Raw genomic sequence first — 22,088 nt, forward strand, 5'->3', positions numbered from 1 at the left:
CTTTGCCTAGCGACGTCCTACTCTAACAGGGGAGACCCCCAACTACCATCGGCGCTGAAGAGCTTAACTTCCGTGTTCGGTATGGGAACGGGTGTGACCTCTTCGCCATCATCACTAGACCTAACCATGACTTTCACCATGATCTTATTAAGTTTGAGAGTATGTTCTCTCAAAACTAGATACGACGTTTCCAAACGTTTATGCATTTTAAGGATAAGCCCTCGACCGATTAGTATCTGTCAGCTCCACGTGTCACCACGCTTCCACACCAGACCTATCAACCTCATCATCTCTAAGGGGTCTTACTCACTTAACGTGATGGGAAATCTCATCTTGAGGGGGCTTCATGCTTAGATGCTTTCAGCACTTATCCCGTCCACACGTAGCTACCCAGCTATGCCCCTGGCGGAACAACTGGTACACCAGCGGTGTGTCCATCCCGGTCCTCTCGTACTAAGGACAGCTCCTCTCAAATTTCCTGCGCCCGCGACGGATAGGGACCGAACTGTCTCACGACGTTCTGAACCCAGCTCGCGTACCGCTTTAATGGGCGAACAGCCCAACCCTTGGGACCTACTTCAGCCCCAGGATGCGATGAGCCGACATCGAGGTGCCAAACCTCCCCGTCGATGTGGACTCTTGGGGGAGATAAGCCTGTTATCCCCAGGGTAGCTTTTATCCGTTGAGCGATGGCCCTTCCATGCGGAACCACCGGATCACTAAGCCCGACTTTCGTCCCTGCTCGACTTGTAGGTCTCGCAGTCAAGCTCCCTTGTGCCTTTACACTCTACGAATGATTTCCAACCATTCTGAGGGAACCTTTGGGCGCCTCCGTTACTGTTTAGGAGGCGACCGCCCCAGTCAAACTGCCCGCCTGACACTGTCTCCGAACCGGATCACGGTTCAAGGTTAGAATTTCAATACAGCCAGGGTAGTATCCCACCGACGCCTCCACCGAAGCTGGCGCTCCGGCTTCTCAGGCTCCTACCTATCCTGTACAAGCTGTACCAAAATCCAATATCAAGCTGCAGTAAAGCTCCATGGGGTCTTTCCGTCCTGTCGCGGGTAACCTGCATCTTCACAGGTACTATAATTTCACCGGGTCTCTCGTTGAGACAGTATCCAAGTCGTTACACCTTTCGTGCGGGTCGGAACTTACCCGACAAGGAATTTCGCTACCTTAGGACCGTTATAGTTACGGCCGCCGTTTACTGGGGCTTCAATTCAGAGCTTCTCCGTAAGGATAACCCCTCCTCTTAACCTTCCAGCACCGGGCAGGTGTCAGCCCCTATACTTCACCTTGCGGTTTCGCAGAGACCTGTGTTTTTGCTAAACAGTCGCTTGGATCTATTCACTGCGGCTCTCTCGGGCGATAAACCCTATCAGAGCACCCCTTCTCCCGAAGTTACGGGGTCATTTTGCCGAGTTCCTTAACGAGAGTTCTCCCGATCATCTTAGGATTCTCTCCTCGCCTACCTGTGTCGGTTTGCGGTACGGGCACCTCTTTCCTCACTAGAGGCTTTTCTTGGCAGTGTAGGATCAGGACTTCGGTACTAAAATTTCCCTCGCCATCACAGCTCAGCCTTCACGTTGGGCGGATTTGCCTACCCAACAGCCTAACTGCTTAGACGCACTATTCCATCAGTGCGCTCACCCTACCTTACTGCGTCCCCCATTGTTCAAACGGAAAGGAGGTGGTACAGGAATATCAACCTGTTATCCATCGCCTACGCTTTTCAGCCTCGGCTTAGGCCCCGACTAACCCTGAGCGGACGAGCCTTCCTCAGGAAACCTTAGGCTTTCGATGGACAAGATTCTCACTTGTCTTTCGCTACTCATACCGGCATTCTCACTTCAAAGCGCTCCACCAGTCCTTCCGGTCTGACTTCGCTGCACTTCGAACGCTCCCCTACCCCTGTACCATACGGTACAAGCCATAGCTTCGGTGATACGTTTAGCCCCGTTACATTTTCGGCGCAGAGTCACTCGACCAGTGAGCTATTACGCACTCTTTAAATGGTGGCTGCTTCTAAGCCAACATCCTGGTTGTCTGGGCAACTCCACATCCTTTGCCACTTAACGTATACTTTGGGACCTTAGCTGATGGTCTGGGCTGTTTCCTTTTGACTACGGATCTTATCACTCGCAGTCTGACTCCCGCGGATAATTCTCTGGCATTCGGAGTTTGACTGAATTCGGTAACCCTGTGGGGGCCCTAGTCCAATCAGTGCTCTACCTCCAGGAATCTTGCCGCGAGGCTAGCCCTAAAGCTATTTCGGGGAGAACCAGCTATCTCCGTGTTCGATTGGCATTTCACCCCTACCCACACCTCATCCCCGCACTTTTCAACGTGCGTGGGTTCGGGCCTCCATTCAGTGTTACCTGAACTTCACCCTGGACATGGGTAGATCACACGGTTTCGGGTCTACGACCACGTACTATGTCGCCCTATTCAGACTCGCTTTCGCTGCGGCTCCGTCTTATCAACTTAACCTTGCACGGATCGTAACTCGCCGGTTCATTCTACAAAAGGCACGCCGTCACCCGTTAATGGGCTCCGACTACTTGTAGGCACACGGTTTCAGGATCTATTTCACTCCCCTTCCGGGGTGCTTTTCACCTTTCCCTCACGGTACTGGTTCACTATCGGTCACTAGGGAGTATTTAGCCTTGGGAGATGGTCCTCCCGGATTCCGACGGGGTTTCACGTGTCCCGCCGTACTCAGGATCCACTCAGGAGAGAACGAAGTTTCAGCTACAGGGCTGTTACCTTCTTTGGCTGGCCTTTCCAGACCGCTTCACCTACTTCGTTCCTTTGTAACTCCATGTAGAGTGTCCTACAACCCCAGAGGGCAAGCCCTCTGGTTTGGGCTGATTCCGTTTCGCTCGCCGCTACTCAGGAAATCGCATTTGCTTTCTCTTCCTCCGGGTACTTAGATGTTTCAGTTCCCCGGGTCTGCCTTCTCATACCCTATGTATTCAGATATGGATACCATCCCATTACGGATGGTGGGTTCCCCCATTCGGAAATCCCCGGATCAATGCTTACTTACAGCTCCCCGAGGCATATCGGTGTTCGTCCCGTCCTTCTTCGGCTCCTAGTGCCAAGGCATCCACCGTGCGCCCTTTCTAGCTTAACCTTATATGATGTTTACACATCAAAGATTCTTGCTTGGCGCAGATAAATATCTATCTGCCTTGCATATTGTTTGGATGTCGATATCTAGTTTTCAAAGAACACAATTTAAAAATGCATCATCGTAAGATGTGCAATGGTGGAGCTTAGCGGGGTCGAACCGCTGACCTCCTGCGTGCAAGGCAGGCGCTCTCCCAGCTGAGCTAAAGCCCCATAATGGGAATTAAATTATGAAAATGGTGGGCCTAAATGGACTCGAACCATCGACCTCACGCTTATCAGGCGTGCGCTCTAACCAGCTGAGCTATAGGCCCCTAAAGGAAGTTAAGTTCCTTCAAAACTGAACAAAAGAAGAATAGGTGTACTTACGAAACAGTCGAAGCTGTTTCATAATCTCCATAGAAAGGAGGTGATCCAGCCGCACCTTCCGATACGGCTACCTTGTTACGACTTCACCCCAATCATCTGTCCCACCTTCGGCGGCTGGCTCCCAAAAGGGTTACCCCACCGACTTCGGGTGTTACAAACTCTCGTGGTGTGACGGGCGGTGTGTACAAGGCCCGGGAACGTATTCACCGCGGCATGCTGATCCGCGATTACTAGCAATTCCGGCTTCATGTAGGCGAGTTGCAGCCTACAATCCGAACTGAGAATGACTTTTTGGGATTGGCTTGGCCTCGCGGCTTCGCAACCCTTTGTATCATCCATTGTAGCACGTGTGTAGCCCAGGTCATAAGGGGCATGATGATTTGACGTCATCCCCACCTTCCTCCGGTTTGTCACCGGCAGTCACCTTAGAGTGCCCAACTGAATGCTGGCAACTAAGGTCAAGGGTTGCGCTCGTTGCGGGACTTAACCCAACATCTCACGACACGAGCTGACGACAACCATGCACCACCTGTCACTTTGTCCCCCGAAGGGGAAAGCTCTATCTCTAGAGTGGTCAAAGGATGTCAAGACCTGGTAAGGTTCTTCGCGTTGCTTCGAATTAAACCACATGCTCCACTGCTTGTGCGGGCCCCCGTCAATTCCTTTGAGTTTCAACCTTGCGGTCGTACTCCCCAGGCGGAGTGCTTAATGTGTTAACTTCAGCACTGAGGGTGGAACCCCCAACACCTAGCACTCATCGTTTACGGCGTGGACTACCAGGGTATCTAATCCTGTTTGCTCCCCACGCTTTCGCGCCTCAGCGTCAGTTACAGGCCAAAAAGCCGCCTTCGCCACTGGTGTTCCTCCACATCTCTACGCATTTCACCGCTACACGTGGAATTCCACTTTTCTCTCCTGCACTCAAGTCTCCCAGTTTCCAATGACCCTCCACGGTTGAGCCGTGGGCTTTCACATCAGACTTAAGAGACCGCCTGCGCGCGCTTTACGCCCAATAATTCCGGATAACGCTTGCCACCTACGTATTACCGCGGCTGCTGGCACGTAGTTAGCCGTGGCTTTCTGGTTAGGTACCGTCAAGGTACGAGCAGTTACTCTCGTACTTGTTCTTCTCTAACAACAGAGCTTTACGACCCGAAGGCCTTCATCGCTCACGCGGCGTTGCTCGGTCAGGCTTTCGCCCATTGCCGAAGATTCCCTACTGCTGCCTCCCGTAGGAGTCTGGGCCGTGTCTCAGTCCCAGTGTGGCCGATCACCCTCTCAGGTCGGCTACGCATCGTCGCCTTGGTGAGCCGTTACCTCACCAACTAGCTAATGCGCCGCGGGCTCATCTGTAAGTGTCAGCCGAAACCGACTTTCAAAAAAGAAACATGCGTTTCTTCTTATTATCCGGTATTAGCCCCGGTTTCCCGGAGTTATCCCCGTCTTACAGGCAGATTACCCACGTGTTACTCACCCGTCCGCCGCTAAATCAGAGAAGCAAGCTCCTCTTCATCCGCTCGACTTGCATGTATTAGGCACGCCGCCAGCGTTCATCCTGAGCCAGGATCAAACTCTCCATAAAAGTGTTTGTCTTGCTCGATTTTAAAACTGACGGAATTAATTTAATTCCTTACCTATTTCTTTTGTTCAGTTTTCAAAGAACTTTTATTACTTTATTGCGTCACTCTCTTAAAGCAGCGACAAAAACTATCTTACCACATATCTTCTTGCGAAGCAACAACTTTTTTTAAAAGTTTATGTTTGTTTTTGACGAACGTTATGTAAGAAAAGCAACAACGTTTATTACTATATCAGCGATAGCGCCTACCGTCAACGCTTTTTTAAAGATTTTATTAAAAAACCGCTTTTCATGTCGAAAAGAGGCTCTTTACCTATAAGGAATACTTCTCTAAAAGGTCGTTTTTCGTCTTCCATACCTCTACTGATAGATCAACAAAATACTCTTGTGGGTTCAATCTCCTTAAATGCTGAGGCCAGAACAATTGAAGCTGCTCTTGATGATAACGACGGATTTCTTCTAGTTTAGGAAGCTTATAAACAAGCTTTCCTTCTATATAAACAGGCTGAAGCAGTTCTTCTGCTGTAAAGGAAGACACGACCTTGCTTTTATAAGTATGCACCGGATCGAAAAGCTTAATATCTTTTTCAGGAAGCACTTCATCATTCATTGCGATGTAATCCGCTTCAGCTTTACCTTTTGCGTTAATGATACGGTATACCTTTTTATAGCCAGGTGTCGTGATTTTCTCTACATTAGATGAAATCTTAATCGTAGGGACATACTCACCATCTTCATATTTTGCTACGACTTTATAAACTCCGCCAAGTGCAGGCTGGTCGGCTGCTGTAATCAGCTGCGTTCCAACTCCCCATGATGTAATTTGAGCACCTTGTGCCTTTAAGTCTGTAATAACATCATCATCTAAGTCATTACTCGCTACGATTACTACATCAGTAAGTCCCGCTTTATCTAACATTTTGCGTGCTTGAATAGATAGGTAGGCTAAATCACCGCTGTCCAATCGGATGCCTTTTAGCGATTTTCCCGCTTCCTTCATCTTTAAGCCGACCTTTATGGCGTTAGGTACTCCGCTTTTTAAAGTATTGTACGTATCCACCAGCAGAATACTTTGATTCGGGAGAGCATCTGCAAAACGCTCAAAAGCTTCCTCTTCAGTATCGTGGTCTTGAACCCAAGCATGCGCATGAGTTCCTTTTGTAGGAATTCCAAAGAGCTTCCCGGCACGCATGTTGGATGTCGCATCAAAGCCAGCAATGTACGCTGCACGTGCACCCCAGATTGCCGCATCTGCTTCCTGCGCACGACGCGTTCCGAATTCCATCAGCTGATCATCGGGAGTAACGTATCGAATGCGGGCCGCTTTCGTAGCAATCAGAGTTTGGTAGTTCATGAAGTTTAGAAGGGCTGTCTCTAAAAGATGAGCTTCAAACACACGGCACTTGATGCGGATTAACGGCTCGTTAGGAAAAACAACCGTTCCTTCCTTTACGGAAAATAACTCTCCTGTAAAGTTGAAGTTTTTTAACTCCTCCAAGAAACCTTCCTCATATTGCTCTTCTTGCGTTCTCAAATAATCAATGTCCTCTTCAGTAAAATGAAGATGCTCCAAATACCGAATGATCCGCTCAAGTCCCGCGAACACGGCATACCCGCTCTTAAATGGATTTTTACGGAAAAAGGCTTCAAATACTCGAATGTTATTATGCGTTCCATTTTTCCAATGGGCGTACATCATATTAATCTGATACTTGTCAGTATGTAATGCTAGATCTTCATAGCTCATGTCTGAATCCCGCCTTTCTCTTGTTTCATTTTTCTCTAATTGTGCAGTTGTTAAACATAATAAAACCCGGCAACTTAATACCGGGCATTTTCACAATTTACTTTCTACTGAGTTCTAGCTTCCTCAGCATAATCTTGAATCAGTTTGACTACACGATCTCTTTCTGCTTTGAGCGCTGCATTTTTTGTATCGTGTTTTTCTTTTGCGTATTCCATAAGCTCTTCATTTCTTTCTCGAATCAGATCATCAAGCTTGTTAATTTCTTCATCTGTAAGTTTTTTCTGATTTCTCAAATTCAACTTAACATCTTGTAAAAGAGACTGTTCATCTTGAACGCAATCAATAACGGTTTTTGTATAAATTTTTCCGAGGTCCATAAATTTACGGGAGCTACTCCAGTTAATATCATTAATATCCATGGAAGAGTCCCAGTTAATTCGTGTATTGTGCATCGCCTTCGACCAGTTCGACTCCACTTCATTAAATAGCTCTTTTTGAGAAGAAACCGATTGGAATTCTCCACCACCTGCTTCTGCTACAGCCTTCAGTTGCTGTTGACCTTCGTTATCTACATCAAATCCAATGATGTTTACTTCTGCTTGAATGTTAGATTCATGCAGTTTTTTCGCCGCTTCTACCGCATTTCCGTCACAAGTCTCGATTCCATCACTCACAATATAAACCACGTTATTTCCTTCTTTGCCTTGAAGGTCTTTTTCTGCAGCTTCAATAGATGCCGCGAGTGGCGTCCAACCTGTTGGCTTGAATTTAGAAAGAGATTGTTGAAACGCTCCTGATTCGTACGCCCCTAATGGGTACATGACCTCTGTACTTTCACATGAAAGCTTCTTATCCTTATCATCATTGCTTCCTTTATGTCCGTAAACACGGAGCATCACGTTTGCGTCCTTTGGCAATCCTTCAGCAAATTTCTTCAGAGCTTCTTTAGCCGCTGTCATCTTGTCCGTTCCTGAAACTTTAGCGGCCATACTTCCGCTTGCATCTAAAAGAATAGCGACGTTAAGCGGACCTTCCTTTGTTTCTTCTTTGCCTTCTACTTTATATTTCTCATATGCTTCTACTTCTTCAAATGTAATATCGAAGTTCTCTAACTCCTGAAAAGCTGGCTGATGATCCGCCGCGAATGCTGCAATGATTCGATTATAGGCATCCTCACTTTTCATATCTTTTGGGAAGTCTTTCGTAAGTTCTTTAATTTGTTTATCTAAAGCATCACCTTCAAGGTTCTTTACCTTTTCGTGATGCGCACCAGCACCTCGAGCAACCATCTCTTCTGGGTCAGTCGGCGCTTTTTCAACTGTCTCTTTTTTAGGCTCTTTTTCTTTGGTTCCGTATCGGATGCTGTTTTTTCGGATGAGCATGCGGTTAATAGAAGAACGACAAATAAAATAAGCGTTAGCATAAAACTTGCAGACCTGTACATTTCTCTCCTTTTCCTCAATGAATGATTAAGCACCCATCTCTTTTTCTCTAATCTTCTGGATATGATTATGCTTCATAGCTGGCAATGCCAGTACGATTGGAATGATAAAGAATGGAAATGATTCTTCTCCTATGAAAAAGAGAAATAGACTTAGCGGCGCGACCAATCCGTAGATTAATAGATATAGAAGTAAATAAACTCGTCTCCATCGCTTTTCTTTATTAGACATTTCATCGCACCTCGTTTTTTAAAACTCAATCTCTTTTTTCGTATGTGTTTTCTGAAACTCAGTTGGCTTTGGATCAAAGTATTCCATCGTGAACTTTGGAACGAACTTGTTGTTCTGCAGGTAACCCGATCCCCATGTTGGGTCCATCGTTAACCAGCGCCCATCCACTTTCACCTCTACCCATGCATGATTTTGACCAGCATATCCCGTAACCATCTGTGCTTCCATCCCACTTGCACGCAGTAGCGCTATCGCTAAGTATGCAAAGTCCTGACAAACGCCTTTTTTCTCGTCCAACGTTTTTATTGCGCTATCGTCAAACTCAAATGTACGATTATTTAACTTATCTACGTCATAGCTCACGTTTTTCGCGACATACTCATACACAGCTAGGGCTTTTTCTTTTTCAGTCTTCTTATTCTCCGTCAGTTGCGCTGCTAAATTCTTGATCTCTGGTGCATCCGATTGAATTCCTCTTGAAGGCAGCCTAAATCGCTGATCCTGTGCATTTGTGTTCTCTACCGTAAATCCAGCAACACCGACAAAATATTGCATATACCCATTTGTCGACATAAAATCAGGAGCCATAACGGAAACCTCATACTCACCAGGTCCAAAACGAAGGAAGAACTCACCTTTGAACTCATTGTTTTTAACCGGAATGGCATACATCGCTTTCAAATCACCCTTTGTGGTTTGTACAAAAACAACATCCGTTTTGTTTGCGTCTTTTCCACTAGGATCGATACTTCCTTTGATCGTATATGTTAGATCTGCCTTTTCACCGCTGACTTCAGGGGTCTCCAGGTTAAATCCTTTTTCTTTATATGCCGATGTGTAATTAATTGGTTGATAGGTATCACTTGATAAATTTTTAACGTACAGATTCGCCGCTTCCGAATAAAAATCTGTCATTCCCTCTTTCGGTGTCATGATTTGAACTTCATGAATACCTTCGCCATAATAGAGAGGGATTTTCTTTGTGAATTTCCCATCCTTAACCGGAATCATAATCTTGGTGGATTCACTTTCTTTTTTGAGCTCCACCATAAGCTGTTCCACACTTGAATCCGCAATCTCACCTACCAACTCGAAAGAACCATCTCTTTCCATATACCCATTTATGGAATTATTTAACACTAATTCATGTTTAAAAGCGTTCTTCGTAAAAGCAATATCTCGCTTGATCTCAGGGTTCACGTTTTCCACATCAAATGAGGCAATATCGTAATAATAGTCTTCAGCCGTATCACTCGGCACACTCACCTTAACGGAGTAATTACCTTTTCCGTTAAACAACTGGACCTTCTGTTCAAACTTACCTTCTTTTATAGGAGCGTAATAACTGAATTCGCCCCATTCGGTCCATCCTCATCACTCCTCAACTTGATCCATACATGGTCAGACTTAAAGCCGCTGTACTTTTTCGCTTTTCCCTTAATGAAGACCGTTGAGTTTGCCGTAAACTCTTTGTATTTGGGGCTGGATAACGACGCCTCCACTTCTTCTGCATACGGGTGTGAGTTCTAGCTTTTCTAACTTTCCCTCTTTGTTTGCTTCTTCAGCCAGCGTTGTATACTTGTCCTTTTTCTCTTCTTGTCCATGTTTGGCAGGAGTATTTTGATCTGCGCTGCACGCGGTTAGTACCGAAACCATGAAGATCAGAAGAAAACTCGTAATCTTGTTTTTCATTTCGTTACTCTCCTATGTTTTTATTCAAAAAGAAAGAGATGGGTTTCCATCTCTAAATTGTTCGTTTAATTTAATCAAGATTACCTTGCTCTTCATTACGTTTGTTTTCAATCGTTTCCTGCAATGCATCTCGGTTATCTTCTATTTCGTTTTGCAGGGTTTTAAATGTGTCGTCGTCATAATCTAAGAGTGTGTTATATCGATCATTAATTAGTTTTTCCACTTCAAAACCGTTTTCAACTTTCTTTAGTTCACTTAACACTCTTACTCCCTTATTAAGCCGCTCTTTTTCTTCAACGATCTTATTAAAAACATCACTATGTTTATTTTGAACTTCTATAAACTTTTCACTGGCAATGTTTTGAGCTTCTATAAAGTTTTCACTACCCCATGTTTGCCATTCCAGCCACAGTTTATTTTTTCTCCAAGCAGATATTTTTCAAAATCAGCTTCAGAGTCAACAGATTGGTACTTGCCACCACCTGCTTGAGCTATTTTTTTCAAAGACTGTTGTCCTTCACCATTAACATCGAATCCAATTACATTAACTTGAGCTTTTTGTGGAGATTCAGCAATTGATTTTGCTGCAGCAGCTGGATTTCCGTCACAAGTCTCTACTCCATCACTCACGACATAAATTAAATTCTCAGCTTTATCACTGCTTTGGCTCTCTAAATCTTTTTGCGCAGCTTGAATTGCACCAGCAATCGGTGTCCATCCTGTAGGTTTAAATTGATCTAAGCTATTTTGGAAATTGCCTTCGTTATATCTATTAAGTTCATATACAACTTCTGTGCTTTCACACGAAACTTTTTTGTCACTGTCAGCATTGCTTCCTTTTTGGCCGTAAACTCGCAACATTACATTAGATCCTTGTGGTAACTTACTTGCATAATTACGAACGGCTTTCTTCGCAATTTCCATTTTGGTTTCCCCACCAATTTCCGCAGCCATACTCCCACTAGAATCTAGTAAAATAGCAACGTTTAAAGTTTTCCCATTACTTGGTTTATCACTCCCAGGGACCTCTATTGTTGTATTAAGATTTTTGTAATAATCATAGTCTTCCTTGTAATCCTCTGCCAAGTAATGAATAACAGCATCATAAGCTTCTTGGGTACTTAGCTTATTAGGAATCTTTTTAAAAGCTTCTTTCATCGCCTCTTCTGAGTAATTGGCATCGGCTAGCTTACCAGGGCCTTCAAGCATCATATCTTCTGGATCTGTTGCCGCTTTAGGAAATTCAGCTTTTTCTTCTTTTTCCTCTTTCTTTTTTGGAGGATCTTCATTCTTCGAAGCAGTTGAATCGGAACATGCTGTTATTAGAAATAAAGATGAAAAAATAATAATCCCTAGTGTAAAGAACCTTTTCATATATGCCTCCTTTTAATGCAGTTTAGAGATTTACGGTTTTTCGGTTGTTACATACGTTCCGGCTACAAAATCATGTATAGCTCTTTTATCTTCTCTAACGATAATCATAAAAATTGTTACAATATATAATGTTAAAAAACTAATCGTATACAGAATTTGAGTAACAGGCATCCGAAGTATAGTGTTTTTAAAGCCGAGTTTTCCTCCATCAACTCGCACGATTCTTATGCCAGCAACCCGCTTTCCAACTGTGTAACCATTCCAATAATAAGGAACAAGAATATAGTAAGCCATTACATACAGCCATATAGCGATTCTGGATAGATTGTCATCATCAAAAATAGGCCCTATAATAAGTCCAATAACAGCCCCTACTGCAGCGTCTATGATAGCTGCACCTAAACGTCTCCAAAATCCAGCAGGTTGGTGTAATTTCATGGTGTCACTTCCCCTTTAGTTTCACTTCAAAATATTTACTAATAAGAATAAAATCGGAATTATAATAACCGTATAGAGAAGTGTTTTTAAAGTAAACTTATTTCCGGTTGCCATTCTCATTCTATAAGCAATTAAGAATACTAATCCTCCACCAAATAATATTGCTAATACAATTACGAATATCATTTTTTGTGATTCAACAGTTACAGGCAGGTGCTGATCTACATAATAAATACCTATTCCTGATATAACCATAGATATAATTGAAAGTTTCAGGAATTTATTCCACACTTTATCCATTAAATATCACCCTTATTTTATTTAGTAATCCAGTTATTTTTTCTTTTGACCAGTTATTTGGATGCGCTTCAGAATTATTCCAATAGATAATATCTTTAATTCTATTATTTATTGGATCTCCAACTTTTGATTCAAATACTCTGGAATATATCCAGGTGCATTATACAAAACCACACCAATAGGAGAAAGTATTGCCGAACCGACACCGCCAATTACAATATTCATAGGATCAAAGTTTTCAAAACCACCTTTCATCCACTCTCCTATTGCGTAGCCAGGTCCGCCAATCATACCGGATATACCTGCCCATTTAGCAAACTGCCCAAAGCTTTTCGTTGTTAAAGCCGCCTTCATTTTCCCCGCGATAGGACCACCAATAGCTGCAAGAGCGCCATTTAATGGAACATTTACTGCCAGTTCACCCCAATTAATACTATCTCCTTGGAGGAGAGCTAGAAAAGTACCATCAAAAAAGGTAACTCCTGCTCCAATACCAAAATTTATAGCAAAGGCTTTCCAGCTAACATAAAAACTTCCTAATACTGTTCTACTTGTAGCACTCGCCCATCGACCAAACCGCATTGCATTTCTTCCAATAAAGCTACCGAATCTTTTGGCTCCTTGCCCTAACCAGCTAGCGAATGTCCGCATTCCTCTCCCAACATAACGCATACCTTGACCTATCCAGCCGCCAAAGGTCCGCATTCCGTTTAAGGCTGCAGTTAAACCTCTAGCCAATCCAACACGTAGCATTCCGGCCATAGCACCAACAGCACCTATGCTGTATAACCAAGCACCCAAGGCACCAAGGGCTGCTCCACCAAATGCCCAAGCTAGAACTCCCCATCCAAACGCATCCGTACCACCATATTTCCAGAAATAAAAAGCACCTGCGACAATGGCTCCGATAATAGCACCTATTAACAATGCCACACCTACAAATGGCAGCAGTACAAACGCTGCAACAGCAACGGCAACAACTGCTAATACGGCAAGTATTGTATAAATGAGGTCTTTTGTCCAATCATCGAGAGAATTCCACCAATCACCAACACTTTCAATTCCTTTTGCTGCCCAGTCGATAGCATCCCCTAGAGCTTTAATAACAGGTTTAAAGAACTTTTCTATTTTTTTAAAGTATCCTTTAATCCATCCCCGAAATCAAACGGCAAGAAATCCCAAAAGCTTCCCGTGTCTTTTGCTTGTATTTCGGTAGGCTTTATTTGACTTTTATCATAATCAAGACCCCCAGCAGAAGCAGGGGAAACACTTACGAATGAGAATAATAAACATAGAATAATAGCAAATAACGATAGTTTCCGGCTCATTTTGTCTCCCCTTAATCACAGCTAATATCAATCCCTTTTGGTGTAGCAATGTTTACTGCGGCTTCTGCTCTTACTTTATTTTCATCACCTGAAAACAAATTCTCGTCAACCGTAACAAATTCGGCCTTTTTCTTTACCTTCACAAAAACTTTAAATTCCCCTTCATACGGAAACTCTACTTCTATGTCATCCTCTGCACCATTAAGTTTTGCATAATGACGTGCTGCCTCTTCAATTTGAGGGAAGGCATCCTCTATAGATCCACAACTAATCTTATTGATCTCATCTTGTTCCAATAAATATTTTAAAGCCTCATTCAAATCAAGAGAATCAAGGTCTACAATACTCCCATTAATCCAATTTTCCACTCCAGGCGGCATCTCTTTTCCAAAGAGAGCATCACCTATACCAGGCAGCGGAGTAGAAATACCTTCATCTTCTGGAGGTTCAGCATCATCGCTTCCTTCTTCTTCAGCTTCTTGTTCGCTTTTAAGCTTCTCTAGGCGATCTTTAATTTGCTTTTTGAGCTCTTTATCATAAATTTGTTTCGCTTCATCAGCCGCAGCAAGTGCAGCGGAGTCAGCTGAAGTTTGACCCACCCTTTTTGCAGCAAATGTAGTAAAGAAATCAAAAAAGATGAAACTGATGAAAATGGCTGCCATAAGCAAACCCATAACTACTAAAAGGGTACTTCCTTTTTCATTTTTTAAGTAGTTATTATTCATCAGTTTCATCCTCCTCCATTGGCATGGTTGCATCGGCTTTCAAGTCATAATCAATCTTTCCTAAAAAGGGAACAGATACAGTTGGAACTTTTGCAACTACTGTAACCGTTACATTTTTTCCATAACTAGAATTTCCAGTCGAACTTGAAACACTTTGAAGATCTAATCCGTAAGCCGAGCTTTCTACAGCTGCTTCAAAATCCCCCTCGACCGATGCCACTCGTGCACCATCTCTAGCTGCTGCTTCTGAAACAACTACGGCATAGGCAACTAAAGCAACTTGCCAAATAAATAACAAAGCGAATATGATCATAGGGAACACAGCTAAAAACTCTATTAGCTGCGACCCTCTTTCATTTTTAATGTATTTTTTTAAATGTCTCATAGTTCATCCCCAGAGACTAGGTTTAACCGCCAATCCCATTAATCAATTTAATTAATTGGTTTTTAACTGCTGAACCTACAGACGTGTCACCCTTAAAAGCAGTAGCAATCGCTGCCATAATGGCTAGCACTAACATACCTAGTGCAATCCACTCTAACGCTTGTGCACCTCTTTCATTTTGAACTCTTCCTGTAACGTTCTCCCATGCACTAACTGTTTTTACGTATAATTTTGTAAACATTTAAATCTCTCCCTATTTGTATTTTTTATTATTTAAAAGAAGCTATCTAATCCAAATGCCCCTGGATTGTAAATAATATTTAAAAGCAAAAGACCAATAATTAAGAAAAACACAGCTGGGGCAACAAAAAATGTTGTTACAAGTGTAATTTGAGGACTTGCTTTTGCTGCTTTTTCCTTCGCCTTGAATCCCCTCATAGCTCTCAAATCATCTGCTTGAATACGAAATGTTTGAGAAACAGGGACTCCTAGCACCGACCCTTGGATAAGCGAATTAACAAGCATTTCAAGTTCTTTTGAAGAATTACGAGAAATTAGATTTTGATAAGCTAGTTTTCTAGTAACTCCTAAATCGATTTCATAATTAAAACGTTCTATCTCTTCACTTAACGGGCCATCCATTTGATTGGTAACCTGTTTTAATGCTCCGTCCAGACTGACACCTGCTTGAAGAGTAACGCTAACAGTATCAAGAAAATCTGGCATAGAAACGCTGATTAACTCTTGTCTTTCTTTAGCTTTCATCCGTAACCAAAGCTGTGGCCCTAGAAAGCCGCCTATCGGGAAAATCATTAACACCAATAATGAAAACGGCATGCCTAGGATAGAATAGATCGAGCTAAAAAATAGAGCACCTAGTCCAAGAATAAAACGCATGCCATAAAATTGACCTAAAGTAAGGCCTAAAGGGTTTCCAGCTCTTGTTAAAAATAGAGCATCCTGTTCTTTATTCGCAAAAAATGGATATTTTTCGGCGGTAGGTTCAGCATATTCTGCAGCTCTCAAAAGTGGGCTGATCATACTTTCTCTTAAACTGCGTTTTTTTCTTTTTTCTTTTCTCTTAGGTGTAGGTGCTTTATTAAGTTTTCTTTTTTTACAATGTACAAATACAAATAGATAAATCCGATTAATAAGAATAATAAAATGAAAAATGTCATTAATACTGAGAATAAACCTAATATTTGACCCATAGCTTACACCCTAATCCTAGTAATCTTCTTAATAAGCAAGAAAGCGATAAACTGCATCCCTAGAAAAACTGCTAACAGAATTAAACCAAACGGTGTAAAAAGTGGATTGAGGAAACCTGGAATAAATAGGTTCATCATCATAGCCATCATAATGGGCATTACAGGCAAAATATATGAAATGAATTTCGCCTCAGCAGTAACAGTATCTATTTCTTTACTCACTCGGGCCCGCTCTTCTAAAGTCTGAGCCATTAAACTTAAAACTTCCGCTAAGTTGCCCCCAACCTTTCTCTGAATGAGTAAAGTAGAAACAAAGATATGAAGGTCTTTACTATCAAAACGGTCTCTCAATCTCAGCATGACTTCTTCAAAATCATCACCAAGACTGAGCTGCTGATCTATCTTTTTAAATTCAGGTCCTGCCGGCGCTTTGACTTCATGTGCAATCATTTCAATACCTTGAGGAATGGTTAAACCTGCTTTAACAGAGTTACTCATCATTCGACATATATTTGGAAGCTGTTTATTGAAGTTTTCACTTCTCTTATTTTGCCTGGACTTCAATAAAAATTTCGAACCCAGCCAAATAATAAAATACGAAATTGAAGCATCCAGCGGAAACACTAAACTAAATATAAAGTGATTAACGAACCATAGGATAAAAAAGAGCATGATACATATTCCCGCGTACTCGGATGCCTTCAATGGAATGTGAGCCTGAACTAGTTTTCTTGATAGTTCTTCTGCAAGCTCAGATGAATCGTATTTATCACCTATACCAACAATAAAACTGCTCCGTTCTTTCTTCTTTTCTTTTACAAACCATGTTTCTACATGTTTTTTCACTTGTTTGTTGGCAGAACTTCTTTTTATAAAATAAATAGCAAGGAAAAAAGAAAAAATCGCTAAACTTAATGTTGTCCATGCGAGGATCATTCTGCACCCTCCTTATGGAAGATGTTCTCATCAATAGATATCCCGAATGTTTTCATTCGTTTAAAAGCTTCAGGAATATAACCTGTGGGTGAAAAATGACCAATTACTTCACCTTTTGAATTTACACCTTCTTGTATAAATTTAAATATTTCAAGGACCTTAATTTCTCCATCTTCTTCTTTAATTTCAGCAATACTAACAATCTTACGCTTCCCGTCAATCTGCCGGTTTGTTTGGACGATTAAATCTAATGCACCAACAAAATAGCTCCTGATAACATCAACGGTCAGCGGTAAGCCAGACATGATAACCATTGCTTCTAATCTTCCCAAAGCGTCTTTTGGTGTATTTGCATGGACTGTTGTTAAAGATCCTTCATGACCTGTATTCATAGCTTGAAGCATGTCTATCGCTTCCGAACCACGCACCTCACCAACAATGATACGATCTGGTCTCATACGAAGAGCATTTCGTACTAGTTGGCGAATCGTTATTTCACCTTTTCCTTCCATGTTTTCCGGTCTTGCTTCCATTTTTACAAGGTTGTCATGATGGAAACGTAATTCTGCCATGTCTTCAATGGTAATGATGCGTTCACCTTGCGGAATAGAACCTGATAAAACATTTAATAGCGTAGTCTTACCACTTCCTGTACCACCAGAAACGAGAATATTACATTTGGCTTTAACAGCAGCTTGCAAAAACTCACCCATACTCTCAGAGAATGTCTCGAACCCCTGAAGGTTTTGAAGAGTAAACGGAATTTTATTAAATTTACGGATCGACATTACTGAACCTTCGAGACTGACGGGTGGGATAACCGCATTTACACGGCTTCCATCATGAAGCCTGGCATCTACCATGGGAGAACTTTCGTCAATTCTTCTTCCAAGTGGAGCTATGATTCGATCAATAATATGTCGAATATGCTTTTCATCTTTAAAACGTATTGGTGTCTTCTCTAACCGCCCTTTTCTTTCAATAAACACCTCATGCGGTCCATTAACCATAATTTCTGTTATAGAATTATCCTCTAATAACGCTTCTAACGGACCATATCCGACTGATTCATTAATAATCTGCGTAACAATCTGATCCATTTCATACTGAGGAATAATAACACGTTCTTCTTGAATCATTTGGGTAACCAATCGCTCAATTGTTTGCTTTCGTTCTTGTGCTGGCAGAATTGTTATGGATTCGAGGTTGGCTTCCTTAATAATTCGAGCTTTATAATGCCTGACAAGCTGGTCTAGTTGACTATCATTTACATCCCAATCATGATTAGGAACCAGAGGTGATTTTGCAGTAATTTCTTTTATCCAAGAACCCATTTTGTATCACCTCACTTCTCTATACTAGTAACAAATTTTTTAATATCTTTTAAAGCTTTAGAAGAGTACTTTTCTTTTTTGTAGTAAAGAAGGGCTTGCCGATATTAACATGCGGCTGAAGATTAAAAAAGTCTGCGCGAATTTCACTTGCAATTGGTCTTGAAACCATATCATCAATATCTTTCTTTGATAATTCATTTTTGGCGTGGACTCTATTCAACAGGATAGAAACGTTATTTCTTAACCCCAGCTGGAAACGCACAAAAGAATCTTCCGTGTTTTTATAGCCTCTTAATCCCATACTATCTGGTGTAAGTACGTAATAAATATGATCAGCTTCTCCTAACGAGGTATAGGTTATATGATTAAAGTACGAAGGAATATCAAGCAGGACATAATCGTAGTGTTCCTTACAAATACGAATTAGTTTTATGATAAGTTCAGTTGTTACCTCTTCTGCTTTAGCCAAATCTTGGGGACCTAGTACAATAACATTTCCAGTACGTTCATCTTTGTAAGCAATGTTTTCAATGTGCCTGATATTCATTTCTTCAATAACAGGCTGAAGATCATAATAGGATCTTTTATGATCAATACCTAGCATTGTATCTAGTCCACCAAATTGGGCATTTAAATCTATTATAGCTACTTTACTGTCACCAAAAATCTGGAGTCCTTGACCAACTGCTGCTGAAAGTAATGTTTTTCCGCTTCCACCTTTACTGCTATAAAAAGCATACGCTTTACCAGAGCTTTCTTTTTTATCTAGGGATTGAAGCAAGCTAATTTTTTCTTTTGCAGCATCAAGCACTTTTTGAACACGTTGCTCTTCATCAGGAAGTATAATTACATCTGAAGCATCTGCCAGCATCCATTTTCGACCTAGTTCAAATGATTTTTCATTTAATAAACCAATAACAATTAACTTATTCTGATTTTTAAAGGATTCAAAAGATTTAAGAGATTGGTGGTCAATGAAAAGGATAGAGTACTGATTGATCTCTAGGTTTGTCCCACTCCACTCGCCAATAACATCTACCTGCAGTTTATTTTCTTCAATGATTGGTATAAGAATATTGGTATAAGATTCATTCTTAGTAACGATTAAAACTTTATATCCATTCATGCAACTTACTTCCCTTCTACGATACTAGTTTGCTTTGGGCTTAGCTTGAGGTGCTGGATTCTCCTTAGGAGCAGCCGGTGCTGCTGGTGGTGGTGCCGGTTCAGCAGGCTTGGTGGCTGGTGCAGCTTCATCCTTCTTATCTTTTGCACTATCCTCTTCTAATTCATTAACTCTCAAAATTCTTATTTGCTGTGCAGTATTTTGGTAATGAATTAGTTTTTCAGCGTCCTCTATAGAAAGGGAAACTTTTATGACATTAATTGTTTTATTTTTATCAACTTCAATGTCATCATCTACTTCAACTACATTAATACCTTTCAATGCTCTTTTAGTTGTCATTGCATTTTTTTCTTCCATTGAAACAATAATGTCTACACGGTCACCTTCAGTAACATTTTCATCTATCAAAACATTTTCAGTAGGGTTAAGCCAAACGACTCTATGTCCTTTTGAAATGTCAATCTTGGAACGCAAGACGTTTTTCGTTAAAATGTCACCACCCTTCATATCTGTTAGAACAACCTGGTTTTTCAAGTCACTCTCAGACTGTATAAAGTTTGAAACAGCTGTATTTTTAGGAATTTCAACCCATTTTATCTTGGAGGAAGTGATTGCTTCATTCGATTTAATATCTCCTTCTAACGAAGCTACTTTGGTAGTTTCTGTAAGTTCCTGCTGAGCTTTTCTTATTTCATTTAAAACAACGCCAGCAGTAACCACTGCTAATATAAATGCTACAACTAAAAATATTAGTGCCTTACGTTTTGCATCGATCATTGTTCCTTAACCTCCAATAATTAAAAGAAAAAAATTGTACAAAAATGAAATTTAAAATAGAATCATGCCAAAACTATCACAAAATTTCCAAGAGCGTCAACCCCTCTAAATCCTTGGCTCATAAAGGTTTATAGGACTTATCCACAACCTTCTTACTACCCCTTCCATTCTTCGACCTTTTTCGACAACCCCACCAAATAACTATACTAGGAATATAAGCATATTTAAAATACATAAATAACCATTAATGCTAAATTTTAATTTCCACCCAAATGACAATTCAAAACCTAAAAAGCCGTATTCAAAGGATTTTGATGCTTTTGGACTAATCTTTACTTACTAGGAAAAAGAATTAAATATAAAAAACCATCTAAACACTTGTTTAAATGGTTTTTATGCTTCATTTTTTTAGTTCCCCCAACCATTTCCACGAATAATCAGGGTGCCAAGTATCATAATTAGCATTTTTAATTTCCTTTTTTCACCAGGTTTTACAATAATTGTTTTTGTAACATGTGTAAAAACCTTTTTGCCTTTCTTATTTTTAATCGTAATTTCAACCTTTCCATTGTATGTATATTGTTTGTTAAAATTTGCTACAAAAATATTATAAGAAGTGGACCATTTGAGTTTCTGAGGAATAACAACTACCTCTAAGTTGTCATAAGACTCGTTATTATGGTCCCCTCTGTTTTCATATCTTTCTTGTAGTGTTTCAAAGGCATTTTCCTTCATGTGTTCATCCATGCTATCTACAATTTTAATAACGCCATTTACAAAAAGTAAACATGTTGCCATACAGCCAATAGCCCAATAAAAACCTGTTCTAGTTCTACCTAGTTTTTTGTGATGGTTAAATGAGGTAATTGCTAGAATAAGTCCAAATGCAAATGCTCCTAAGTTGAACCAGAACACACCTGTTAGTTCAGTCCCCATTGTTTTTTCCTCTCTTCTAAATTTTCATCTGTAACTCAACCATTTTTGGTAATTACCCGTTATAGACTTACTCCTCTTACGCTCAAACCCCAATGAAGTTCCAAAATAAAAAGGTTAGGATCAAAAAATCAACCCCAACAACTCCACACTATAATAAAACGTCACCAACGCTCCAACAGCTAAATAGGGTCCAAATGGAATAGCGGTCTTTCGGTTATATTTCTTCGTCACTAACCCTACGATTGCAACTAACACCCCTACAATCGATGCCACCATCAACGTCAAATACGCTCCCTGAAACCCAAGCACCAGCCCTAGTACACCCATCAACTTGATGTCTCCGCCGCCGATTCCACCTTTAGAAAGAATAGCTAGCAACAAAAGAAACAAAAACCCGAGCAGACTTCCCGCTACAGCATCCACCCAGCCTCTGTATTCAAATATCACTTGTAACGCAATGAGCCACACAAAATACACGATCAGCACTTTGTCAGAAATAATGAAGTACAACAAGTCTGAAACCGTAATAGTCGCGCACAACAAAACAAGTGAGCATGCTAGCAACAGCTCTACCGAAAAACCGTATTTTATGTAAGAGAAGCTGTAGAGAGCACCCGTACCAAACTCTACCATCGTATATAAAAGAGGAATCCGCTTCTGACATGTCTTGCATTTGCCACGTGCTGCAAGAAAAGAAACAATCGGAAACAGCTCATACCAGTGAAGCTGTCTCTCGCAGTGATCGCACTGTGAGCGTTCTACACCAATTACCTTCATTCCCTTTGGCAATCGATATCCGATAACGCCACCAAATGAAGCTAGTACTGCACCTAATATAAAAAACCAAACGCCCCACACGATTTCCATTTCCCCACTTCTCCTTATGGCTCATTCTGCACACTATTATAATGAAGAAACTTATTTTTTGCACCCTTCTTCCTTAAAGTTATTGGCTGCCTGTTTCATTTGTTTTCCTCCACATACAAAAAAGGAATGCCCGAAAACGGACATTCCTACAAATG

Annotated in this window: 21 protein-coding genes, 2 tRNA genes and 3 rRNA genes; all 26 read right to left on the minus strand. The window is 41.4% G+C overall.

Annotated features, from left to right (window positions below; translation table 11 throughout):
• Nucleotides 1–4 precede the first annotated feature (4 nt).
• The 26 genes from rrf to ACEWFH_RS00130 all read right to left on the minus strand — a co-directional run bounded on the left by rrf (nucleotide 5) and on the right by ACEWFH_RS00130 (nucleotide 21,933).
• Nucleotides 5–119 (minus strand): 5S ribosomal RNA (rrf, locus tag ACEWFH_RS00005).
• A gap of 90 nt (nucleotides 120–209) precedes the next feature.
• Nucleotides 210–3,140: ribosomal RNA gene (locus ACEWFH_RS00010) — 23S ribosomal RNA — on the minus strand.
• 133 nt (nucleotides 3,141–3,273) lie between these two features.
• A tRNA-Ala gene (locus ACEWFH_RS00015) sits at nucleotides 3,274–3,349 on the minus strand.
• A 24-nt stretch (nucleotides 3,350–3,373) separates the two neighbouring features.
• Nucleotides 3,374–3,450: transfer RNA gene (locus ACEWFH_RS00020), tRNA-Ile, on the minus strand.
• Between the two features lie 88 nt (nucleotides 3,451–3,538).
• A 16S ribosomal RNA gene (locus ACEWFH_RS00025) occupies nucleotides 3,539–5,087 on the minus strand.
• The 16S, 23S and 5S rRNA genes sit together here with 2 tRNA genes alongside, the layout of an rRNA operon.
• Before the next feature lie 310 nt (nucleotides 5,088–5,397).
• Nucleotides 5,398–6,831, minus strand: coding sequence for a nicotinate phosphoribosyltransferase (locus tag ACEWFH_RS00030; protein ID WP_473725691.1), 1,434 nt, complete (start codon nucleotides 6,829–6,831; stop codon nucleotides 5,398–5,400).
• Nucleotides 6,832–6,935: 104 nt separating this feature from the next.
• Nucleotides 6,936–8,213: a VWA domain-containing protein gene (locus ACEWFH_RS00035; RefSeq protein WP_473725692.1), complete on the minus strand. Its 1,278-nt coding sequence runs from the start codon at nucleotides 8,211–8,213 to the stop codon at nucleotides 6,936–6,938.
• A gap of 87 nt (nucleotides 8,214–8,300) precedes the next feature.
• Nucleotides 8,301–8,504, minus strand: coding sequence for a hypothetical protein (locus tag ACEWFH_RS00040; protein WP_473725693.1), 204 nt, complete (start codon nucleotides 8,502–8,504; stop codon nucleotides 8,301–8,303).
• A gap of 18 nt (nucleotides 8,505–8,522) precedes the next feature.
• The gene (locus ACEWFH_RS00045) at nucleotides 8,523–9,803 is read right to left on the minus strand and encodes a transglutaminase domain-containing protein (protein ID WP_473725694.1); all 1,281 of its coding nucleotides are present in this window, start codon (nucleotides 9,801–9,803) and stop codon (nucleotides 8,523–8,525) included.
• A 138-nt stretch (nucleotides 9,804–9,941) separates the two neighbouring features.
• Nucleotides 9,942–10,196 carry a hypothetical protein gene (locus ACEWFH_RS00050; RefSeq protein WP_473725695.1) on the minus strand — a complete coding sequence of 85 codons (255 nt, stop codon included), beginning with the start codon at nucleotides 10,194–10,196 and terminating at the stop codon, nucleotides 9,942–9,944.
• Between the two features lie 70 nt (nucleotides 10,197–10,266).
• Nucleotides 10,267–10,458: a hypothetical protein gene (locus ACEWFH_RS00055; RefSeq protein WP_473725696.1), complete on the minus strand. Its 192-nt coding sequence runs from the start codon at nucleotides 10,456–10,458 to the stop codon at nucleotides 10,267–10,269.
• Nucleotides 10,459–10,565: 107 nt separating this feature from the next.
• Nucleotides 10,566–11,570, minus strand: coding sequence for a VWA domain-containing protein (locus tag ACEWFH_RS00060; protein WP_473725697.1), 1,005 nt, complete (start codon nucleotides 11,568–11,570; stop codon nucleotides 10,566–10,568).
• A gap of 30 nt (nucleotides 11,571–11,600) precedes the next feature.
• Nucleotides 11,601–12,008 (minus strand): RDD family protein, encoded by a 408-nt coding sequence (locus tag ACEWFH_RS00065; RefSeq protein ID WP_473725698.1) that lies wholly within the window; start codon nucleotides 12,006–12,008, stop codon nucleotides 11,601–11,603.
• A 21-nt stretch (nucleotides 12,009–12,029) separates the two neighbouring features.
• A complete protein-coding gene (locus ACEWFH_RS00070; RefSeq protein ID WP_473725699.1) occupies nucleotides 12,030–12,308 on the minus strand; it encodes a hypothetical protein in 279 nt (92 codons plus the stop codon).
• 108 nt (nucleotides 12,309–12,416) lie between these two features.
• A complete protein-coding gene (locus tag ACEWFH_RS00075) occupies nucleotides 12,417–13,241 on the minus strand; it encodes a hypothetical protein (RefSeq protein ID WP_473725700.1) in 825 nt (274 codons plus the stop codon).
• Nucleotides 13,242–13,432: 191 nt separating this feature from the next.
• Nucleotides 13,433–13,636, minus strand: a complete 204-nt coding sequence (locus tag ACEWFH_RS00080; protein WP_473725701.1) for a hypothetical protein — start codon at nucleotides 13,634–13,636, stop codon at nucleotides 13,433–13,435.
• Between the two features lie 11 nt (nucleotides 13,637–13,647).
• Nucleotides 13,648–14,361, minus strand: coding sequence for a pilus assembly protein TadG-related protein (locus ACEWFH_RS00085; protein WP_473725702.1), 714 nt, complete (start codon nucleotides 14,359–14,361; stop codon nucleotides 13,648–13,650).
• Nucleotides 14,354–14,746 carry a TadE/TadG family type IV pilus assembly protein gene (locus ACEWFH_RS00090; protein WP_473725703.1) on the minus strand — a complete coding sequence of 131 codons (393 nt, stop codon included), beginning with the start codon at nucleotides 14,744–14,746 and terminating at the stop codon, nucleotides 14,354–14,356. The genes ACEWFH_RS00085 and ACEWFH_RS00090 overlap by 8 nt, the downstream gene beginning before the upstream one ends.
• A gap of 22 nt (nucleotides 14,747–14,768) precedes the next feature.
• Nucleotides 14,769–14,987, minus strand: coding sequence for a hypothetical protein (locus ACEWFH_RS00095; protein WP_473725704.1), 219 nt, complete (start codon nucleotides 14,985–14,987; stop codon nucleotides 14,769–14,771).
• 32 nt (nucleotides 14,988–15,019) lie between these two features.
• Entirely contained in the window at nucleotides 15,020–15,772 is a 753-nt protein-coding gene (locus tag ACEWFH_RS00100) for a type II secretion system F family protein (RefSeq protein ID WP_473725705.1), read from the minus strand.
• A 188-nt stretch (nucleotides 15,773–15,960) separates the two neighbouring features.
• Nucleotides 15,961–16,893, minus strand: coding sequence for a type II secretion system F family protein (locus ACEWFH_RS00105; protein ID WP_473725706.1), 933 nt, complete (start codon nucleotides 16,891–16,893; stop codon nucleotides 15,961–15,963).
• Nucleotides 16,890–18,227 (minus strand): CpaF family protein, encoded by a 1,338-nt coding sequence (locus ACEWFH_RS00110; protein ID WP_473725707.1) that lies wholly within the window; start codon nucleotides 18,225–18,227, stop codon nucleotides 16,890–16,892. Before ACEWFH_RS00110 ends, ACEWFH_RS00105 begins: the two co-directional genes overlap by 4 nt.
• A gap of 49 nt (nucleotides 18,228–18,276) precedes the next feature.
• Nucleotides 18,277–19,353, minus strand: a complete 1,077-nt coding sequence (locus ACEWFH_RS00115; RefSeq protein WP_473725708.1) for a CpaE/TadZ family protein — start codon at nucleotides 19,351–19,353, stop codon at nucleotides 18,277–18,279.
• Nucleotides 19,354–19,377: 24 nt separating this feature from the next.
• Nucleotides 19,378–20,130 (minus strand): Flp pilus assembly protein CpaB, encoded by a 753-nt coding sequence (gene cpaB / locus ACEWFH_RS00120; protein ID WP_473725709.1) that lies wholly within the window; start codon nucleotides 20,128–20,130, stop codon nucleotides 19,378–19,380.
• A gap of 408 nt (nucleotides 20,131–20,538) precedes the next feature.
• Nucleotides 20,539–21,066, minus strand: a complete 528-nt coding sequence (locus ACEWFH_RS00125) for a hypothetical protein (RefSeq protein ID WP_473725710.1) — start codon at nucleotides 21,064–21,066, stop codon at nucleotides 20,539–20,541.
• Nucleotides 21,067–21,186: 120 nt separating this feature from the next.
• Entirely contained in the window at nucleotides 21,187–21,933 is a 747-nt protein-coding gene (locus tag ACEWFH_RS00130; RefSeq protein WP_473725711.1) for a prepilin peptidase, read from the minus strand.
• Nucleotides 21,934–22,088 lie beyond the last annotated feature (155 nt).

This window comes from Fictibacillus sp. EA-CB0309, from assembly GCF_055814265.1.

Bases quoted from the DNA above. Each gene is read 5' to 3' on its own strand.
- ACEWFH_RS00115 (WP_473725708.1), bottom strand. From the start codon at position 19,353: ATGAATGGATATAAAGTTTTAATCGTTACTAAGAATGAATCTTATACC.
- ACEWFH_RS00040 (WP_473725693.1), bottom strand. From the start codon at position 8,504: ATGTCTAATAAAGAAAAGCGATGGAGACGAGTTTATTTACTTCTATAT.
- ACEWFH_RS00030 (WP_473725691.1), bottom strand. From the start codon at position 6,831: ATGAGCTATGAAGATCTAGCATTACATACTGACAAGTATCAGATTAAT.
- ACEWFH_RS00080 (WP_473725701.1), bottom strand. From the start codon at position 13,636: ATGAGCCGGAAACTATCGTTATTTGCTATTATTCTATGTTTATTATTC.
- ACEWFH_RS00090 (WP_473725703.1), bottom strand. From the start codon at position 14,746: ATGAGACATTTAAAAAAATACATTAAAAATGAAAGAGGGTCGCAGCTA.
- ACEWFH_RS00085 (WP_473725702.1), bottom strand. From the start codon at position 14,361: ATGAATAATAACTACTTAAAAAATGAAAAAGGAAGTACCCTTTTAGTA.
- ACEWFH_RS00110 (WP_473725707.1), bottom strand. From the start codon at position 18,227: ATGGGTTCTTGGATAAAAGAAATTACTGCAAAATCACCTCTGGTTCCT.
- ACEWFH_RS00105 (WP_473725706.1), bottom strand. From the start codon at position 16,893: ATGATCCTCGCATGGACAACATTAAGTTTAGCGATTTTTTCTTTTTTC.
- ACEWFH_RS00125 (WP_473725710.1), bottom strand. From the start codon at position 21,066: ATGGGGACTGAACTAACAGGTGTGTTCTGGTTCAACTTAGGAGCATTT.
- ACEWFH_RS00130 (WP_473725711.1), bottom strand. From the start codon at position 21,933: ATGGAAATCGTGTGGGGCGTTTGGTTTTTTATATTAGGTGCAGTACTA.
- ACEWFH_RS00060 (WP_473725697.1), bottom strand. From the start codon at position 11,570: ATGAAAAGGTTCTTTACACTAGGGATTATTATTTTTTCATCTTTATTT.
- ACEWFH_RS00050 (WP_473725695.1), bottom strand. From the start codon at position 10,196: ATGAAAAACAAGATTACGAGTTTTCTTCTGATCTTCATGGTTTCGGTA.
- ACEWFH_RS00035 (WP_473725692.1), bottom strand. From the start codon at position 8,213: ATGCTCATCCGAAAAAACAGCATCCGATACGGAACCAAAGAAAAAGAG.
- cpaB (WP_473725709.1), bottom strand. From the start codon at position 20,130: ATGATCGATGCAAAACGTAAGGCACTAATATTTTTAGTTGTAGCATTT.
- ACEWFH_RS00070 (WP_473725699.1), bottom strand. From the start codon at position 12,308: ATGGATAAAGTGTGGAATAAATTCCTGAAACTTTCAATTATATCTATG.
- ACEWFH_RS00065 (WP_473725698.1), bottom strand. From the start codon at position 12,008: ATGAAATTACACCAACCTGCTGGATTTTGGAGACGTTTAGGTGCAGCT.
- ACEWFH_RS00095 (WP_473725704.1), bottom strand. From the start codon at position 14,987: ATGTTTACAAAATTATACGTAAAAACAGTTAGTGCATGGGAGAACGTT.